The organism is Flagellimonas olearia (genome assembly GCF_009184425.1).
Lineage (GTDB): Bacteria > Bacteroidota > Bacteroidia > Flavobacteriales > Flavobacteriaceae > Flagellimonas > Flagellimonas olearia.
Window position 1 is genome coordinate 1808802 of sequence record NZ_WELG01000002.1, and the last position, 16530, is coordinate 1825331.

General features: G+C 43.3%; 17 protein-coding genes. 6 read left to right on the forward strand and 11 right to left on the reverse strand.

Going from position 1 to position 16530, the window contains the following annotated elements; all coding sequences use genetic code 11:
- Window positions 1-63: 63 nt before the first annotated feature.
- From F8C76_RS17575 to F8C76_RS17585, 3 genes are read right to left on the reverse strand one after another with little or no spacing between them, the layout of a single operon-like run.
- On the reverse strand, window positions 64-675 hold the full coding sequence (locus tag F8C76_RS17575; protein ID WP_152132843.1) for an outer membrane beta-barrel protein: 612 nt from the start codon (window positions 673-675) through the stop codon (window positions 64-66).
- 53 nt (window positions 676-728) lie between these two features.
- Window positions 729-1682, reverse strand: a complete 954-nt coding sequence (locus F8C76_RS17580) for a transketolase family protein (RefSeq protein WP_129656193.1) — start codon at window positions 1680-1682, stop codon at window positions 729-731.
- Between the two features lie 18 nt (window positions 1683-1700).
- The gene (locus F8C76_RS17585; protein WP_116219436.1) at window positions 1701-2546 is read right to left on the reverse strand and encodes a transketolase; all 846 of its coding nucleotides are present in this window, start codon (window positions 2544-2546) and stop codon (window positions 1701-1703) included.
- Window positions 2547-2699: 153 nt separating this feature from the next.
- On the opposite strand from F8C76_RS17585, the gene tgt reads away from it, so the two are divergent.
- The 5 genes from tgt (at window position 2700) to F8C76_RS17610 (ending at window position 8979) form a co-directional block, all read left to right on the forward strand.
- Window positions 2700-3830, forward strand: a complete 1131-nt coding sequence (gene tgt, locus F8C76_RS17590; RefSeq protein ID WP_116219437.1) for a tRNA guanosine(34) transglycosylase Tgt — start codon at window positions 2700-2702, stop codon at window positions 3828-3830.
- A complete protein-coding gene (locus tag F8C76_RS17595; protein ID WP_152132844.1) occupies window positions 3830-4912 on the forward strand; it encodes an LptF/LptG family permease in 1083 nt (360 codons plus the stop codon). Before tgt ends, F8C76_RS17595 begins: the two co-directional genes overlap by 1 nt.
- A gap of 107 nt (window positions 4913-5019) precedes the next feature.
- Window positions 5020-5973 (forward strand): acetyl-CoA carboxylase carboxyltransferase subunit alpha, encoded by a 954-nt coding sequence (locus tag F8C76_RS17600; RefSeq protein WP_129656195.1) that lies wholly within the window; start codon window positions 5020-5022, stop codon window positions 5971-5973.
- A gap of 167 nt (window positions 5974-6140) precedes the next feature.
- Complete coding sequence (gene dnaB, locus F8C76_RS17605; protein ID WP_116219440.1) at window positions 6141-7688, forward strand: replicative DNA helicase; 1548 nt, start codon at window positions 6141-6143, stop codon at window positions 7686-7688.
- 103 nt (window positions 7689-7791) lie between these two features.
- Complete coding sequence (locus tag F8C76_RS17610; RefSeq protein ID WP_439108301.1) at window positions 7792-8979, forward strand: asparagine synthetase B; 1188 nt, start codon at window positions 7792-7794, stop codon at window positions 8977-8979.
- On the opposite strand, the gene F8C76_RS17615 is transcribed toward F8C76_RS17610, so the two are convergent.
- The 3 genes from F8C76_RS17615 to F8C76_RS17625 all read right to left on the reverse strand — a co-directional run bounded on the left by F8C76_RS17615 (window position 8976) and on the right by F8C76_RS17625 (window position 11351).
- Window positions 8976-9863: a dienelactone hydrolase family protein gene (locus F8C76_RS17615; RefSeq protein ID WP_152132846.1), complete on the reverse strand. Its 888-nt coding sequence runs from the start codon at window positions 9861-9863 to the stop codon at window positions 8976-8978. The genes F8C76_RS17610 and F8C76_RS17615 overlap by 4 nt on opposite strands.
- Before the next feature lie 67 nt (window positions 9864-9930).
- Window positions 9931-10449 (reverse strand): YybH family protein, encoded by a 519-nt coding sequence (locus tag F8C76_RS17620; RefSeq protein WP_152132847.1) that lies wholly within the window; start codon window positions 10447-10449, stop codon window positions 9931-9933.
- A 110-nt stretch (window positions 10450-10559) separates the two neighbouring features.
- Window positions 10560-11351: an HAD family hydrolase gene (locus tag F8C76_RS17625; RefSeq protein ID WP_152132848.1), complete on the reverse strand. Its 792-nt coding sequence runs from the start codon at window positions 11349-11351 to the stop codon at window positions 10560-10562.
- A gap of 99 nt (window positions 11352-11450) precedes the next feature.
- Here F8C76_RS17625 and F8C76_RS17630 point away from each other — a divergent pair, with 99 nt between their 5' ends.
- Window positions 11451-11873: a secondary thiamine-phosphate synthase enzyme YjbQ gene (locus F8C76_RS17630; RefSeq protein WP_152132849.1), complete on the forward strand. Its 423-nt coding sequence runs from the start codon at window positions 11451-11453 to the stop codon at window positions 11871-11873.
- On the opposite strand, the gene F8C76_RS17635 is transcribed toward F8C76_RS17630, so the two are convergent.
- From F8C76_RS17635 to thrS, 5 genes are all read right to left on the reverse strand, one after another.
- Window positions 11870-12526 carry an SGNH/GDSL hydrolase family protein gene (locus F8C76_RS17635; protein WP_152132850.1) on the reverse strand — a complete coding sequence of 219 codons (657 nt, stop codon included), beginning with the start codon at window positions 12524-12526 and terminating at the stop codon, window positions 11870-11872. The two genes, F8C76_RS17630 and F8C76_RS17635, sit on opposite strands and share 4 nt — an antisense overlap.
- Before the next feature lie 88 nt (window positions 12527-12614).
- Window positions 12615-12959, reverse strand: a complete 345-nt coding sequence (rplT, locus tag F8C76_RS17640; protein WP_136567301.1) for a 50S ribosomal protein L20 — start codon at window positions 12957-12959, stop codon at window positions 12615-12617.
- Window positions 12960-13107: 148 nt separating this feature from the next.
- On the reverse strand, window positions 13108-13305 hold the full coding sequence (rpmI, locus tag F8C76_RS17645; RefSeq protein WP_073181711.1) for a 50S ribosomal protein L35: 198 nt from the start codon (window positions 13303-13305) through the stop codon (window positions 13108-13110).
- A gap of 52 nt (window positions 13306-13357) precedes the next feature.
- Window positions 13358-13909, reverse strand: a complete 552-nt coding sequence (infC, locus tag F8C76_RS17650) for a translation initiation factor IF-3 (RefSeq protein ID WP_262707919.1) — start codon at window positions 13907-13909, stop codon at window positions 13358-13360.
- Window positions 13910-13945: 36 nt separating this feature from the next.
- Complete coding sequence (gene thrS, locus F8C76_RS17655) at window positions 13946-15886, reverse strand: threonine--tRNA ligase (RefSeq protein ID WP_152132851.1); 1941 nt, start codon at window positions 15884-15886, stop codon at window positions 13946-13948.
- Between the last annotated feature and the right edge of the window lie 644 nt (window positions 15887-16530).

Genomic DNA, 16530 nt, shown 5'->3' on the forward strand with positions numbered 1-16530 from the left:
AAGATAATAAAATAAAAAGGGCCCGTCATTGACGGGCCCTTTTTTTGTGGGTTAAAACTGCCACTATAATTTTAAGGATAGCGCAAAGATGATTTGAGAAGGTCTCGAATCTACCCTACCGGATATGTCCGTAATGTTATCACCGATAAACTCGGCCTCGTTCTTGGAGAAACCACGCTCATAGCGTACGTCCAGACCAACTTTTCCCAAATTTACCCCTACGCCGGTGTTCAGGCCAACGGTAAAGTCGTTCTTGACATCTTCCACTTCAAGGTCCCCCAAATCATTTTTAAGGGTATATTGGAATGCAGGTCCTGCAAAAATATGCAAGGGGCCAATAATTTTGTACCCCAATAATACAGGGAGATCCAATTTGGAGATGTCATAGTCCTGGGAATCACCATCCACCTCATAGCTACTTTTGGTCTTGGAATATACCAATTCGGGTCTAAGATAAATCTTTGGAAAATCCAACTTTCCCCAGAAACCAACATGATAACCGGTCTTACCTTTGCCGCCATCAACGATGTCCTGTCCGGAGTCGCCAACAGAACTGATCAAGTCCCCGTTCTTGTTGTAGCTTAAACCTGCTTTGATACCAAATCCTGAACCGCTTTGGGCAATTGCGGCAGACCCCAATAGGGCCATTGCTGCCACTAGAAGTGCTTTTTTCATAAGTATTTCGTTTTAATGGATTGAAGAATATCACACAAAAGTGATACCGAAAATTATTTTCGCTTCAATACCCTTAAAACGGCAGCCTCGATGGCTTTATTGTTCAACCCATATTTCTCCATGAGTTGGTCAGGTGTCCCACTTTCGCCAAAAGTGTCTTGGGTGGCCACAAATTCTTGAGGTGTGGGAAGGTGTGTGCCCAGTACCCTGGAAACACTTTCGCCAAGACCTCCCAAAAAGTTGTGTTCCTCTGCAGTGACTACACATCCGGTTTTCTTGGCCGAAGCCAAAATAGCGGCATCATCCAAAGGTTTAATGGTGTGTATGTTGATCACTTCGGCAGAAATACCTTGCTTTTCCAAACTTTCCGCGGCCAGCAGGGATTCCCAAACCAAATGTCCGGTGGCAATGATGGTCACATCGGTACCTTCATTGAGCATGAGTGCCTTGCCAATTTCAAATTTTTGGTCAACAGGGGTAAAGTTGGCCACTTTGGGTCTTCCAAAACGAAGGTATACGGGACCATCATGCTCGGCAATGGCAATGGTGGCAGCTTTGGTCTGGTTAAAGTCGCATGGGTTGATTACCGTCATACCCGGCAACATTTTCATAAGACCTATATCTTCCAAAATCTGGTGGGTGGCGCCATCCTCACCCAAGGTAAGACCTGCGTGCGATGCACAGATTTTCACATTTTTACCCGAATAGGCTATGGATTGACGAATTTGGTCATACACCCTACCTGTGGCAAAATTGGCAAAAGTGGAGGCAAATGGAATCTTTCCGCCAATGGTCAAACCAGCGGCCATACCCATCATGTTGGCCTCTGCAATCCCTACTTGAAAGAAACGCTCTGGATTCTCCTCAATAAAGGTTTCAATTTTCAATGAGCCTATCAAATCGGCACAAAGGGCCACTACATTGGGATTGGTTCTTCCCAACTCTGTCATTCCGGCTCCGTATCCGCTACGTGTATCTTGTTTTCCTTGATCTGTATATTTTGTCATCTTGTGAGGTCTTCTGAATTAATAATCACCTAAGGTTTCAGGGTTTTGCGCCAATGCGGTGGCCAATTGCTCATCATTGGGAGCTTTTCCGTGCCATGCATGGGTATGCATCATAAAGTCTACGCCATTACCCATCTCGGTGGTCATGACAATACATACCGGCTTCCCTTTTCCGGTTCTGGTCTTGGCTTCTTTCAGTCCGGCAATGACCTGTTCCAAATCGTTACCGTTTTCAATCTCCATGACATCCCATCCAAATACCTTGAATTTTTCGGCAACATCGCCCAAGGGCAGTACGTCTTCGGTAGACCCATCAATTTGTTGTCCATTTCGGTCCACGGTGGCAATCAGGTTGTCCACTTTGTTGCCAGCGGCATACATAATGGCTTCCCAGTTTTGACCTTCCTGAAGTTCACCGTCTCCATGTAGACTGTATACCAAATGGTCATCGCCATTAAGCTTTTTCGCTAATGCAGCTCCAATGGCAACGGACATCCCTTGCCCCAATGATCCAGAAGCTACACGTACACCGGGCAGCCCCTCATGGGTAGTGGGGTGTCCTTGTAGACGTGAATCCAATAAGCGGAACGTATTCAGTTCGTCGATGGGAAAATAGCCCCGTCGAGCCAATACACTATAAAATACAGGAGAAATGTGTCCGTTGGACAAAAAGAAGAGATCTTCCCCAATTCCATCCATATCAAATCCTTCCTTGAGGTCCATAATTTCGTTGTACAGAGCAACAAAAAACTCGGTACAGCCCAAAGAGCCTCCGGGGTGTCCGGAATTTACCTTGTGGACCATTCGTAAAATGTCCCTTCGTACTTGGGTCACTAAATCCTGTAATTCTTGTGTATTTGGCATTAGTATAAATTTAAAGCCCAAAAGTAACCGCATTCAGTGGGCTAAACAAGTGGAAATGGAAGATTTAATCAAAGACTTTGCACACAAACTTTATTTTTTTGTTAAGGAACGGGGAAAATGAGTTGGCTATATTTGCGGTCTTAAACAAATGCATTGAAATTTACCTTAGTACAAAAGGATACCAAAAGTAAGGCCAGGGCCGGGGAAATGACCACGGACCACGGTACCATCCAGACCCCTATTTTTATGCCGGTGGGCACAGTGGCCTCCGTAAAAGGGGTGCATCAACGGGAATTGACGGATGAGATTAATCCCGATATTATTTTGGGAAACACCTATCACCTATACTTGAGACCGGGAACCAGTATCTTGCAACAAGCTGGGGGACTGCACAAATTTATGGGATGGGAACGCCCTATTCTAACGGATAGTGGCGGGTATCAGGTCTATTCGCTATCGGATAATCGAAAGATCAAGGAAGAAGGGGTCAAGTTCAAGTCGCATATTGATGGGTCCCACCATGTCTTTACTCCTGAAAATGTGATGGAGATACAACGAACCATTGGGGCGGATATCATCATGGCCTTTGACGAATGTACCCCGTATCCCTGCGATTACAATTATGCCAAACGTTCCATGCATATGACCCATAGATGGTTGGACCGTTGTATGGCACATTTGGAAAAGCTTCCGTATACCTATGATTATACCCAGACCTTTTTTCCTATTGTCCAGGGTTCTACATATAAGGATTTGAGAAAGCAATCCGCAGAGTATATTGCTTCCGTAGGAGCAGAGGGAAATGCCATCGGAGGTCTCTCGGTAGGAGAACCTGCAGAGGAAATGTACGAAATGGCCGAACTCGTTTGTGATATCCTTCCGGAAGACAAACCGCGATATCTCATGGGAGTGGGAACACCTATCAATATTTTGGAGAATATTGCCTTGGGTGTGGATATGTTCGATTGTGTAATGCCTACCCGAAATGCCCGAAATGGCATGTTGTTCACGGCGCACGGTACCATCAACATCAAGAACAAAAAGTGGGAAAATGATTTTTCACCCATAGATGAGATGGGCATTACTTTTGTAGATACCGAATATTCCAAGGCGTATTTACGGCATTTGTTTGCCGCCAACGAATATTTGGGCAAGCAGATAGCCACCATTCATAACCTTGGTTTTTATTTGTGGTTGGTGCGAACCGCAAGAGAACGTATTTTAGCAGGGGATTTTCTGGAGTGGAAAAACCAGATGGTACAACAAATGGATAAAAGATTGTAATGCTCACCATACTTGATAGGTACATCTTAAAGCGTTATTTGGTCACCTTTTTGGGGATGTTGATGCTTTTTGTTCCCATTGGTATCATGGCCAACCTCGCGGAAAAGATCGGGAAGATCATAGACAATGAAGCCCCTTTGTCCGAGGTAATCGTATTCTACGGCAACTTTACCTTGGTGATCGGGAATTTGCTGCTACCTGTTTTTTTATTCCTCTCCATTATATTTTTTACCTCAAAACTGGCCAGTAATACGGAGATTGTGGCCATTTTGAGCTCAGGAGTGTCCTATGGCCGTTTTTTGAGACCGTATTTGATCGGCGCCACCTTGGTGGCCATCCTTATATTTATGATGGGAATGTTCATAGTGCCCCATGCCAGTATCGGCTTCAATGAGTTTGAATACAAATACTTTAAAAAGGGTAGGCAGGACCGGGTCACGGACAATATCTACAATCAGCTCAATGAAAACGATTACATCTATGTGAGTAGTTTTGACCCCAATCGTAAAATCGGGTACAACTTTACCTATGAACATTTTGATTCCATCAAGCAACTGGACTATAAAATTTCGGCAAGCAATATCAGATGGGTGGATACTGATAGTCTATATCGGTTGACCAATTACACCAAGCGCAAGTTGCGCGATGGTGTGGAGCTCTTGGAAACCAAAAGGAGGTTGGATACCCTGTTCACCTTCAAGCTGGACGACCTTACCCCGGTTTCCTACGTGGCGGAGACCAAGAACCTATTTGAGCTCAATGACTTTATCGAAGATCAGAAGAGTAAAGGAGCGTCCAACGTAAATGCCTACGTCTTGGTAAAATATAAAAGATGGGCCTTGCCCATTGCGGCCTTTATCCTAACGATAATAGCGGTAGCGGTTTCCTCGGTAAAACGGAGAGGGGGAATGGGACTTAACTTGGCTTTTGGTATTGGAGTGGCCTTTGTATATATTTTCTTTGACAAGGTTTTTGGAACCTTGGCGGAACAATCCGGTTTTTCTCCTTTGTTGGCGGTGATCATCCCCAATCTCATTTTTGGGATTTTTGCATTTTATATGCTGATGAAGGCCAAGCGCTAATGAAGGAAATGAATCTATTCGTCTAACGTTAAATGAGTTGGATGATTTCGGCAAGTAATACATAAAGTTTTATATTTGTCCCCACTATTTTTAAGAATCGAACTTCCATGGAGTATTTAGATTTCGAACTTCCTATCAAAGAACTTGAAGACCAACTTCAAAAATGTATGGTGATTGGGGAAGAAAGTGACGTTGATGTAACGGAAACCTGCTCACAGATTGAAAAGAAATTACAAGAGACCCGAAAGGACATCTACAAAAATTTAACAGCATGGCAGCGGGTGCAACTATCCAGACATCCCAATAGGCCCTATACCATGGACTATATCAATGCCATTTGCGGCGATACGTTCTTGGAGCTTCATGGCGATAGAAATGTAAAGGACGACAAGGCCATGGTTGGAGGATTGGGCAAAATAGGTGACCAATCCTATATGTTCATCGGCCAGCAAAAGGGATATAACACCAAGACCCGACAATACCGAAATTTTGGTATGGCCAACCCGGAAGGGTACCGCAAAGCCTTGCGATTGATGAAATCCGCAGAGAAGTTTGGTATTCCTGTGGTTACTTTTATTGATACTCCCGGTGCCTATCCAGGTTTGGAAGCAGAAGAAAGAGGGCAAGGTGAAGCCATTGCAAGGAATATTCTTGAAATGACACGACTTCAAGTACCCATCATCTGTATCATTATTGGAGAAGGGGCATCAGGTGGTGCCTTGGGTATTGGAGTAGGCGACAAGGTGTTGATGCTGGAGAACGCTTGGTACTCCGTGATCTCTCCTGAAAACTGCTCTTCCATTTTGTGGAGAAGCTGGGAATACAAGGAAAAAGCAGCGGAAGCCCTGAAACTTACCGCTTCGGACAGTAAAAAAATCAAGGTCATTGACGAAATCATCAAGGAACCTCTAGGTGGAGCACATGTCAACAGGGAAAAGACCTTTGAAACGGTCAAGAACAAAATTTCCTCCCATTACGAAGAACTCAAAAAGTTATCACCAAAACAGCTTATAAAAACCCGAATGGACAAATACGCCGAAATGGGGGTTTTCAATGGCTAATTCTTGTTTTTCAAAGGCTAACTTTTTTTATTAGGTTTTTTCCTCCGATTTTTTTGCATTATCAACAGGCAACGCGAGTTATTAACATTAACTTTGTTCATTACCTGTGGAAATCGCATTACGTAAAATTAAAGTTAACTTAAGACCAATTAGCTACTTTCGCATTCATGGACAAACCTAGCCCAGTCATCGGTCATAGAGTGGACAAGTCAACCCTCATCAATCTAGAAAAAGGTAAAATACCGCCTCAAGCTGTTGATTTAGAGGAAGTTGTGCTTGGGGCTATGATGATTGACAAAAAAGGGGTGGATGAGGTAATCGATATTCTACATCCCGATGTCTTCTATAAGGACGCGCATAGGTTTATCTACGAGGCCATCTTCAAATTATTTGAATCTTCGGAGCCTGTGGATTTATTAACCGTTTCCTCTGAACTCAAGAAGGAAGGGAAGCTGGAAGCTGTTGGAGGGGACTTTTATTTGATAAAACTCACTCAAAAAGTAGCTTCTTCGGCGCATATCGAATTCCACGCCCGAATCATCCTTCAAAAGTATATCCAACGGAGCCTTATCAAGATTTCCAGTGAGATCATAGAAAACGCTTACAGTGATTCCACTGACGTTTTTGACCTTTTGGATGATGCGGAGGCCAAATTGTACGAGGTTACCCAAGGCAACCTAAAACGTTCTGCCGAAACAGCACAGAACCTGGTCATCCAGGCAAAGAAAAAAATCGAGGAAATCTCGAACAAAGAGGGGCTCAGTGGAATCCCTTCCGGATTTGATAAACTGGATAAACTTACCTCGGGTTGGCAGCCCAGTGACCTTATCATTGTGGCCGCACGTCCCGGTATGGGTAAAACGGCCTTAACGCTCTCCATGGCCAGGAACATTGCCGTGAATTCCGGTAATGCCGTGGCCTTCTTTTCCTTGGAAATGTCTTCCGTACAGTTGATCACCCGTTTGATTTCCTCGGAAACAGGACTTTCATCGGAAAAATTGAGGACTGGAAAATTGGAAAAGCACGAATGGGAACAATTGAACGTAAAGGTAAAGGCCTTGGAAAAAGCCCCTTTGTTCATTGACGATACGCCATCGCTTTCCATTTTTGACCTAAGGGCCAAGGCAAGACGATTGGCTTCACAGCACAAAATTAAACTGATCATCATTGACTATTTGCAATTGATGACCGCTGGCGGAAGCCAGAAAGGAGGGAATCGGGAACAGGAGATATCCACCATTTCCCGAAACCTAAAGGCATTGGCCAAGGAACTCAACGTGCCTGTTATTGCGCTATCGCAGCTATCAAGGGCGGTAGAGACCCGTGGAGGCAGTAAGCGTCCCATACTTTCCGATTTGAGGGAATCCGGGGCCATTGAGCAGGATGCCGATATTGTATCGTTTATTTATCGACCTGAATACTATAAAATTGATGAGTGGGATGATGAAGAGCGCACCCCCACCCAAGGTCAGGCCGAGTTCATTGTAGCCAAACACCGTAACGGAGGTTTGGAAAATATTAGGTTAAAATTTGTGGGCGCTCTGGGTAAATTTGATAACTTGGATGACTTTGATTCCCCATTCGAATTCCAATCGAAGATGAATGCGGACGAAGAAAATCCCTTTGCAACCCCAAATCTTCCCAGTGCGGATGAGGCTTTTGGGAGCGCAATGAACAGTGATGATGACCCAGATGACAATGACGTCCCATTCTAATAAAACTACTTTTCTGTCACCTCGAGCGCAGTCGAGAGGTGTCTTACTTATTTTTTCTCTGCTGTTTTCTCTTTCTTCTTTTGCATCGGTAATTCTCATTCCCATGGATGCAGAGAGCCAAGAAAATCATTTGAAAGCCTACGGAATCACCTATTGGGTGCTTTCCAAACAACAGAAGGTACAATGGCTCTTGAATTATCGTGGAGGTTCTTTTATGATGCCCGATGGTGATGCCATTAGAAAGGAATGTCAGATTCGCGGCGTCTCCTTCGAGGTGCTGTCCGATGGACAGGCGGAACAGATTTTGGATGAGATCAGTAGTCCATCCCAAAACCAAGATGCCGTTATTTTGGAAAAAGCTCCCAAGATAGCCGTGTATTCCCCGAAAGAGAATCAACCTTGGGACGATGCGGTGACCATGGTGCTTACTTATGCGGAGATTCCATATGTTACCGTGTATGATGAAGAGGTGTTGGGGGATAAGCTGGCGCTTTACGATTGGTTGCACTTGCACCACGAAGACTTTACGGGCCAATATGGACGGTTTTACGGGGCATACCGAGCTGCTCCTTGGTATATTGAAGGGAAAGAGCAAGCGGAGGCTTTGGCGCAACGATTGGGGTATGCAAAAGTATCCGATGAGAAATTGGCGGTTGCCATGAAGATCAGGAATTATGTGATTGGTGGTGGGTTTATGTTTGCCATGTGCTCCGCCACGGATAGTTTTGATATTGCCCTGGCCGCAGAAAATGTGGATATCTGTGAGCCCATGTTCGATGGAGACCCTTCGGATGCCAATTATCAAGGAAAGTTGGAGTATGGAAACACCCTGGCCTTCACCAATTTTATCTTGGAGCGCAATCCACTCAGATATGAGTTTTCTTCCATAGATATGACCAATAAGCGAGGCAACGTGCCCAAGGAATCCGATTACTTTTCGTTAATGGAGTTTTCAGCAAAATGGGATCCCGTGCCTACGATGCTGACCCAAAACCATACATCTTTGGTAAAAGGATTTATGGGACAGACCACCGCCTTTACTAGAAAAGAGATAAAACCTACGGTCATGATTTTAGGAGAGAATAAGATCAATGGGGAGGCCCGTTACATTCACGGAATCAAAGGGAAGGGTTTTTTTACGTTTTACGGAGGTCATGATCCTGAGGACTACCAACATAGGGTAGGGGACCCCAAGACAGAGTTGGAGTTGCACCCCACTTCACCGGGCTATCGTCTCATTTTGAACAATGTACTTTTTCCCGCTGCTCGCAAGAAGAAGCAGAAGACCTAGGTCAATTTTTCCTTGAAAAACGCAAGGGTGCGTTCCCAGGCCAAATCCGCCGCAGCTTGGTCAAAACGGGGAGTGGTGTTGTTATGGAAACCGTGGTTCACTTCCGGATAAAAATGGGTCTCGTATGTTTTTCCCAATTCCTTGAGCTTGGCTTCATAATCCGGCCAGCCTTCATTGACCCTTTGGTCCAGTTCGGCATAATGGATGAGTAAGGGAGCATTTATTTTTTCAACATCCGCATCATCGGGCTGTCCACCATAAAACGGCACGGCTGCGGCCAAATCGGGAACTTTTACGGCCATCATATTGGAAATCCATCCACCAAAACAAAAACCGACCACCCCTACCTTGCCATTGCAATCTTCATGGTTTTTAAGATAGTTGAAAGCAGCGATAAAGTCTTCCAGCATTTCATTCCGGTCCCGTTGGCGTTGCAAGGTCCGGCCTTCATCATCATTGCCGGGATATCCGCCCAAAGGGGTAAGGGCATCAGGGGCCAAGGAAATGAACCCCTCCAAAGCGGCCCTTCGGCCTACATCCTCAATATAGGGGTTTAGTCCCCTGTTTTCATGGACGACTACTATGCCTCCCATTTTGCCAGAAGCGTTCTTGGGCTTGGAAAGCAAACCGCGGATATCGCCTCCGCCCTTGGGCGAATTATAGGTGATGAATTGGGAATCCAATGAAGGGTCATCAGGTTGTACCAAAAGCGTATCCGTGTAATTGGGCATGATAAAACTCAAAAGGGAGGGCAAGGTGATGCCGCCCACCGCATAAAGCGATAGTTTTTTCATGAACTCCTTGCGATCTATTTTGTTGTGGGCATAGTCGTCGTAGAGATCAAAAACCTCTTGTTTGATGTCTTCTTTTTTTAAAGCTGCCATGGGATATATGGGTTGATGAATTCCTATGAAGTTACAAATAAAATCCAGTCGTAATAACACATCGGCATCAATCCTTGGTTTGGGTAGTGTCTTTGGGTTGTCTTTTGGGCCAAGCTTGACTGATCATGTGGTTTATGATAAGCCATTCCCCGTTCATGTTTTTATAAATCCTAAGATGATTGATGTGCCGGTCATCCATTTGGGAACCATCGGGCCATTTTTGGTTCTTCCGGATGTTCAATGACCGGGCCGTTGCAATGGAATCACTAAGGAATGTAACTTCGTTTTCACCATAATCGTTCTCGCCGGCCATGACAAAATCCAACCCAAAGATGGTTTCCAAAAGTTGGCGTAATTCTGCTTTGCTTTGCACCCGATCTCCAAAAGCATTGGTCCAATCGGTATCATCGGCATAATATTTCAGGGAGAGTTCCAAATCTTTGGTTTCCCAACCTTTGTCCCAGGCCTCAATACTTTTATTGATTTGGGTTTTGGCCTTGTCGTAATCGATAGGTGTTTCCGGTTTTTGGGTGTTACAGCCCATGAGAAGACCGAGTACTGCAAAGGAGAGTCCTACACATTTCATAAGATGGATTCTTTATTGGATTGACAATATTGGGGGAAGAAGCATTCCTTTTATAAGGTGCTGCCAATCATAAAGATAGGTAAAAAATCCATCTGAAAAATGAAAGCGTCTTAGATAAGCTTCTCCAGTATCCGTTCCACACCAAACTCGTTATTGCTCGAAGTCTTGTATTGGGCCACTTTGAGCACATTGGGATGGGCATTGGCCATGGCAAAGCTATAGTTGGAAAGCTGTAGCATTTCCAAATCGTTGTTATAGTCCCCAAAAACCATGACCTCGTTGGAGGTGATTTGGTGTTGGTCCATGACTTTTTGAAGGGCATAGCCCTTATGTGCATTTTGATGCGAAATATCTACCCAATTGGCTCCGGATACTTTCACTTTCAAGGAATCTTCCAAAGAGCGTACGGCAGGATAAATGTGTCTTTCGGAACTTTCAAAATGGTAAATGGCAATCTTCAGGATTTCCGTATCCACTTTGGTTTGGTCCTCTACCACTTCAAACTCGGAATAGTATTCCCGAAGCAGGTTCAAAAAATCATCTGAATCTGGGTTGGCAAAGGCACCATTTTGACTACATAGTACGGGATGTGCATTGCTCAAGGGCTGTACAACAGCCAAAATACGGTCTACTTCAGATTTGGTAATGGGCGTGGTAAGCAATACATCACCTTTCTGTTTCACCAAAGCGCCATTTTCTGCAATGACAATGATATCGTCCTTTATGGAATGCAATTTGTCCACCATGCTGTTGTATTGGCGACCACTGGCGGCTACAAAAAGGATGTCCTTTTTTTTGAGTTCGTCAAAAATTTCAAAAAAACGAGGGCTCACTTCATGATTGGAGTTTAACAACGTGCCATCCATGTCGGTCACCACCATTTTGATCTGCGATAAATCCATTGTCCAGAAATTAAGCTGCAAAGGTATTTCTTATTGGGTGAATGCAAGAATCACTTTTGGTAAACTTTATATTAATTTAGCACCGCACTTTATATATCCATGGATTTTTACCAAAAAGAATTACAATTACGACCGTATCCCCGAGGATTCCATTTGATTACGGATACCATTTTGGAAGCCATTCCAGAAGTAAAAAAGGTAAGGGTGGGAATGTTACAGGTGTTCATTAAACATACTTCGGCCAGTTTGACCATCAATGAAAATGCCGACCCCACTGTCCGAACCGATTTTGAAAGTCACATGAACCAAATGGTGCCTGAAAATGCACCCTATTATGTGCATACCTATGAAGGTCCGGATGATATGCCGGCGCACATCAAAGCTTCACTGATGGGTACCTCTGTACAGATTCCCATTACCCAAGGAAAACTGAACTTGGGGATATGGCAAGGCATCTATCTTTGCGAACACCGTGACCATGCCTCGGGAAGAAGGCTGGTAATTACGGCTTTTGGGGGCTAATATCTTTTTTTGACGATTTTTTTGGCCCAGGTCTTATACATTTTACCGGAAGGGTGAAGACTGTCAGATGCAATCAACGAGCGGTTGAAAGCTGCTTTTTGGGAAAGTTCCGTGATTTCTATAAACTGTACCTGATATTGATTGGCCACATCCTCAATAATTGAATTGTAGGTTTCTAGTTCTTGAGCAATCTTTTTTTTATCCTTGAAACGTGCATAAGGAGTAACGCTATAATCAGGTATGGAGAGCACAAAAACATTATCGGGATTATTGTTGGCCAATCGGATGGCTGTTTCCAATAAGGCAGGGAACTCAGCTTTAAAGGTATCAAGAGGTAATCCTTGGTATTGGTTATTGACCCCAATCAAGAGGGAAACCAAATCATAGGGTGGTTGTAAGTCTTCAGAATTGATATGGGTAATAAGGTCTGTGGTGGTCCAGCCTACTTTGGCCACTATTTTGGGTGATGCGATGGATTTTTTCTTTTTGTTCAAAAGACTGACCAATTGCGCGGGCCAACCGTTTGGTTGCACCTCACCTGTACCTTCGGTATAACTGTCTCCCAAGGCTAGGAACGTAATGCTGTCATTCTGTGAAAAAATCGGAATGAAACTCAACAGGAAGAGTAGGGAAACTAATATGGTTTTGTACATGGCCTCAATATTTATCGAGACCTTAAAATACAAAAATCCCGCTCCATGGAGCGGGATTTTAATAAGCGGGGTAAGTTTATATTGATTTTTACTTTACTCTATCCACGATGGCTTTGAAGGCATCGGGGTGGTTCATGGCTAAATCTGCAAGAACTTTTCTGTTAAGTTCAATTCCGTTGGATTTTACTTTGCCCATGAACTGGGAGTAAGACATTCCGTGCAAACGGGCACCGGCGTTGATACGGGTGATCCATAGTGAGCGGAAGTTACGTTTTTTGTTTCTTCTATCGCGGTAAGCATATAGCATTGCTTTTTCTACCGCATTTTTGGCTACTGTCCAAACGTTTTTACGTCTTCCAAAGTAACCTTTGGCTTGCTTCATCACTTTTTTTCTTCTAGCTCTTGAAGCAACTGAATTTACTGATCTTGGCATAATGATTCATTTTTTTGTAGCAGGCGGTCGAGAATGGTAAAGTTTTAAGTTGTAAATGCTAAATGATTTTTTCTGAACTTAAAACTAAAAACTTAACACTTTAAAGAGCCTGACTCCATGGTTATTAAATAATGTACCGATTGAACAATTATTTTAAACGTAATTGTTCTTTGATGCTATTCACATCGGATTCGTGAACCAATGTGGAATGCGTCAACTTAAGCTTACGCTTTTTGGATTTCTTGGTCAAAATGTGACTCTTGAAAGCGTGCTTTCTTTTGATTTTACCAGAACCTGTAAGCTTAAAACGCTTTTTGGCACTGGATTTTGTTTTCATCTTAGGCATTTTCCTAGTATTTAACTCCGCTTATTATATGCTGAACTTAGTTCAGTATTTTTTATTTCTTATTGGTTTTTGGCGCAATGAACATGGTCATACGCTTACCTTCCAATTTCGGCATTTGCTCCACTTTTCCAAGCTCTTCCAGTTCTTGGGCCAGCTTCAGCAATAATATTTCACCTTGGTCCTTATACACTATGGACCGTCCTTTGAAAAAGACGTAGGCTTTTAGTTTGGCACCATCCTTCAAGAATTTTTCCGCATGTCGCTTCTTAAAGTCATAATCATGGTCATCTGTCTGTGGACCAAACCGTATTTCCTTGATGACTACTTTGGTGGCTTTTGCCTTTAAGGCTTTGTCCCGCTTCTTCTGCTCGTAAAGAAACTTTTTGTAGTCTATAATTTTACAAACGGGTGGATTGGCATTGGGGGATATTTCCACCAAATCCAATTCCTGCTCTTTTGCGATATCCCTTGCTTTGGAAATGGGATAAACACCCATTTCAACATTGTCCCCAACCAGCCTTACCTCTGGGGCTTTGATCTTTTCATTGATATTGTGAGGGTTTTTGTTTTCCCTCCTGGGTTGGGGCTTAAATCTTCTTCGTATTGCTATGACGTATACTTTTTAATTAAACTCAATTTTTTAGAACGACTTTAAGGTACTATTTATTTCAGTAGATACCAAGTCGGAAAATGCATCGGTGCTCAAACTTCCCAAATCTTCGCCGCCGTGTTTCCGTACCGATACGGTTCCGGATGCTTCTTCCTGCTCTCCAACAATGAGCATAAACGGGATTTTTTGAAGTTCTGCCTCACGGATTTTTTTCCCTACCGTTTCATTCCTCTTATCAATGAGCGCGCGAATTTCGTGATTTTCCAGTGAATTCAAAACTTTTTCCGCATATTTTTCATGTTTCTCACTGACGGGCAGAACAATAGCTTGGGTTGGAATAAGCCATAAGGGGAAATTTCCCCCGGTATGTTCCAGTAGCAAAGCTACAAAACGTTCCATACTTCCAAAAGGGGCCCGGTGGATCATTACCGGTCTGTGCAACTCGTTGTCGCTTCCTTTGTAGGTAAGGTCAAAACGTTTGGGAAGGTTGTAATCTACCTGTATGGTACCCAATTGCCAGTTTCGACCCAAGGCATCTTTCACCATGAAATCCAACTTGGGGCCATAAAAAGCAGCTTCACCACTTTCAATCACATAGTTCAATCCTTTTTCTTCTGCCGCATCAATAATGGCTTGTTCGGCTTTTTCCCAATCGCTTACATCACCAATGTATTTTTCAGGATTGTCCAAATCCCTTACGGATACTTGGGCTGTGAAATTGTCGAAGCCCAAAGAGTTCAATACATATAAGGATAGGTCGATCACATTTTTGAACTCTTCGTTCAATTGCTCCGTAGTACAAAAAATGTGGGCATCGTCTTGGGTGAATCCACGTACACGCGTAAGTCCATGGAGTTCTCCACTTTGCTCATATCTATATACGGTGCCAAATTCGGCATATCGTTTGGGTAAATCCTTATAACTAAAAGGAGTGCTATTATAGATTTCGCAGTGGTGTGGACAGTTCATGGGTTTCAATAGAAACTCCTCATCCTCCTTTGGTGTATGAATGGGTTGAAAACTGTCCTCGCCATATTTGGCATAGTGTCCGGAAGTCACATAAAGTTCCTTTTGGCCAATGTGTGGGGTGACCACCATTTCATAACCAGCTTTTTTCTGGGCTTTCTTTAGAAACTGTTCCAATCGTTCACGAAGGGCTGCCCCTTTGGGTAACCATAAGGGAAGACCCTGTCCAACCTTTTTTGAGAAAGTGAACAGTTCCAGTTCCTTGCCCAGTTTTCTATGATCTCGTTTTTTGGCCTCTTCCAATAGTTCCAAATACTCGGTGAGCTCTTTTTGCTTTGGAAAGGAGATGCCATATACCCGGGTCAATTGGGGATTGTTTTCATCACCTCTCCAATAGGCTCCGGCCACACTCAATATTTTAATAGCCTTGATGATGCCTGTATTGGGGATATGTCCACCGCGACACAAATCAGTAAATGTGCTGTGGTCACAGAAAGTTATGGTGCCATCTTCCAAATTTTCAATAAGCTCAATTTTGAACTCATTGTCTTGGTCCTTATAATATTGAAGGGCATCCGCTTTGGAAACACTTCGCATCTTATAATCATGTTTGCCTCGGGCAATTTCCAATGCCTTCTTTTCAATGGCTGGGAAATCCTTTTCAGAAACCGTGTGCTCCCCAAAATCCACATCATAGTAGAATCCGTTTTCAATAGCAGGTCCAATGGTAAGTTTAATTCCTGGGTACAATTCCTCCAAGGCTTGGGCCACAACGTGTGAAGTGGAGTGCCAAAAAGCCTTTTTCCCTTCACTGTCGTTCCATGTATATAAAGTGAGGGTGCCATCTTCAGTTAGTGGGGTGACGGTTTCCACAACGGTGTCATTGAATTTGGCCGAAATGACATTCCGGGCCAAACCTTCACTGATACTTTTGGCGACCTCCATGGGTGTGGTGCCTTTTGAAACTTTCTTTACCGCGCCATCGGGCAATGTGATTTCTATCATTCGTCTCCTTATTTTGAGATGGTGCGCAAAGATACTATCTTGAGTTGATGCTACAATGCTTACCTTATATATATGTATTAATTTTCTACATATGATAAGATGGTTTTGAATTTTAAAAAAAGTTGTATTTTTATCTGCTTTGTTTTCAATGAGTTGAAAGTTAATGTGTCCGGAAAGCAAAAAAAGCCTTGTTTATTTAGGAAACGGTGTTACATTTGCAGCCCGAAAAACAACAAAGGGTTTGTTTTTTAGGCAAGTTCAGAAGCTCATTGATATACTGTTTTGATAAGTCGGAAAGGCTGGGATAATTATTTAAAAAAGCATTGTGTAATCAAAAAAAGCATTTTACATTTGCAGCCCGAAAAACACCAAGGTGTTTCAGGGAAAAGTTCATGTAAAATGATTGTTTTTGAGGTCAAGAAAATGTTTTGAAATTTTTCTCAAAAAAAGCTTGCCGGTTTAAAAAACAGTTGTACATTTGCACCCGCTTAACCAAAGAGGTGGAGCGGTTGAAGCCGAAAGAAGATTGATTTTGATGAAATTGAGGTTCGGTTTTTTGAATAAAGAAGTTCATATACATATTGTAACGACAGCGTAAAGAGAATTAAGAACCATTTTGATGCGGGGACTCTGGTTTCCGGGTG

What these genes read in the sequence shown, in the direction of transcription:
- F8C76_RS17635 (WP_152132850.1), bottom strand. Translation starts at nt 12,526, where the DNA reads ATGTACAAAACCATATTAGTTTCCCTACTCTTCCTGTTGAGTTTCATT.
- F8C76_RS17585 (WP_116219436.1), bottom strand. Translation starts at nt 2,546, where the DNA reads ATGCCAAATACACAAGAATTACAGGATTTAGTGACCCAAGTACGAAGG.
- rplT (WP_136567301.1), bottom strand. Translation starts at nt 12,959, where the DNA reads ATGCCAAGATCAGTAAATTCAGTTGCTTCAAGAGCTAGAAGAAAAAAA.
- F8C76_RS17630 (WP_152132849.1), top strand. Translation starts at nt 11,451, where the DNA reads ATGGATTTTTACCAAAAAGAATTACAATTACGACCGTATCCCCGAGGA.
- F8C76_RS17615 (WP_152132846.1), bottom strand. Translation starts at nt 9,863, where the DNA reads ATGGCAGCTTTAAAAAAAGAAGACATCAAACAAGAGGTTTTTGATCTC.
- F8C76_RS17595 (WP_152132844.1), top strand. Translation starts at nt 3,830, where the DNA reads ATGCTCACCATACTTGATAGGTACATCTTAAAGCGTTATTTGGTCACC.
- dnaB (WP_116219440.1), top strand. Translation starts at nt 6,141, where the DNA reads ATGGACAAACCTAGCCCAGTCATCGGTCATAGAGTGGACAAGTCAACC.
- F8C76_RS17610 (WP_439108301.1), top strand. Translation starts at nt 7,792, where the DNA reads ATGGATGCAGAGAGCCAAGAAAATCATTTGAAAGCCTACGGAATCACC.
- rpmI (WP_073181711.1), bottom strand. Translation starts at nt 13,305, where the DNA reads ATGCCTAAGATGAAAACAAAATCCAGTGCCAAAAAGCGTTTTAAGCTT.
- F8C76_RS17600 (WP_129656195.1), top strand. Translation starts at nt 5,020, where the DNA reads ATGGAGTATTTAGATTTCGAACTTCCTATCAAAGAACTTGAAGACCAA.
- F8C76_RS17575 (WP_152132843.1), bottom strand. Translation starts at nt 675, where the DNA reads ATGAAAAAAGCACTTCTAGTGGCAGCAATGGCCCTATTGGGGTCTGCC.
- F8C76_RS17620 (WP_152132847.1), bottom strand. Translation starts at nt 10,449, where the DNA reads ATGAAATGTGTAGGACTCTCCTTTGCAGTACTCGGTCTTCTCATGGGC.
- thrS (WP_152132851.1), bottom strand. Translation starts at nt 15,886, where the DNA reads ATGATAGAAATCACATTGCCCGATGGCGCGGTAAAGAAAGTTTCAAAA.
- F8C76_RS17625 (WP_152132848.1), bottom strand. Translation starts at nt 11,351, where the DNA reads ATGGATTTATCGCAGATCAAAATGGTGGTGACCGACATGGATGGCACG.
- F8C76_RS17580 (WP_129656193.1), bottom strand. Translation starts at nt 1,682, where the DNA reads ATGACAAAATATACAGATCAAGGAAAACAAGATACACGTAGCGGATAC.